We start from the raw sequence: 548 nt of genomic DNA, 5'->3' as shown, positions 1-548 counted from the left end.
AGGGATCTGACACAGCTCGAGCTTCTGCAAGAGCTGGTGCCCACTGCCGAGGACAATGTGAACCGTCACATCTCGATGGCGCGGGAGTGGCACCCTCACGACTACGTTCCGTGGGACGAAGGCCGCAACTTCGCCGCTCTCGGCGGCCAGGACTACGACCCGGAGCAGTCCAAGCTCTCCGACGTCGCACAGGCCGCGATGATCACCAACCTGCTCACCGAGGACAACCTGCCGTCCTACCACCGTGAGATCGCCGAGAACTTCTCCCGGGACGGTGCGTGGGGAACCTGGGTCGGCCGGTGGACCGCCGAGGAGAACCGGCACGGCATCGTCATGCGCGACTACCTCGTCGTCACCCGCGGCGTCGATCCCGTCGCCCTCGAAGAAGCCCGCATGATCCACATGACCAACGGCTACGTCTCGCCCGCCGGTTCGCAGGTCGGTCTGCTGCACTCGGTCGCCTACGTGACCTTCCAGGAACTCGCCACCCGCGTCTCGCACCGCAACACCGGCAAGGTCTGCGACGATCCGATCGCCGACCGCATGCT

The 548-nt window shown here is 65.7% G+C and carries 1 protein-coding gene; it reads left to right on the top strand.

The window, feature by feature from the left end:
• On the top strand, positions 1-548 hold a 548-nt coding region (locus CH251_RS02355; protein WP_179273538.1), incomplete at both ends, for an acyl-ACP desaturase.

Origin of the sequence: Rhodococcus sp. 06-462-5 (assembly GCF_002258315.1) — a bacterium.
GTDB lineage: Bacteria > Actinomycetota > Actinomycetes > Mycobacteriales > Mycobacteriaceae > Rhodococcoides.
The sequence above is the reverse complement of the archived record's forward strand: the minus strand, read 5'-3'. Positions and strand labels throughout refer to the sequence as shown.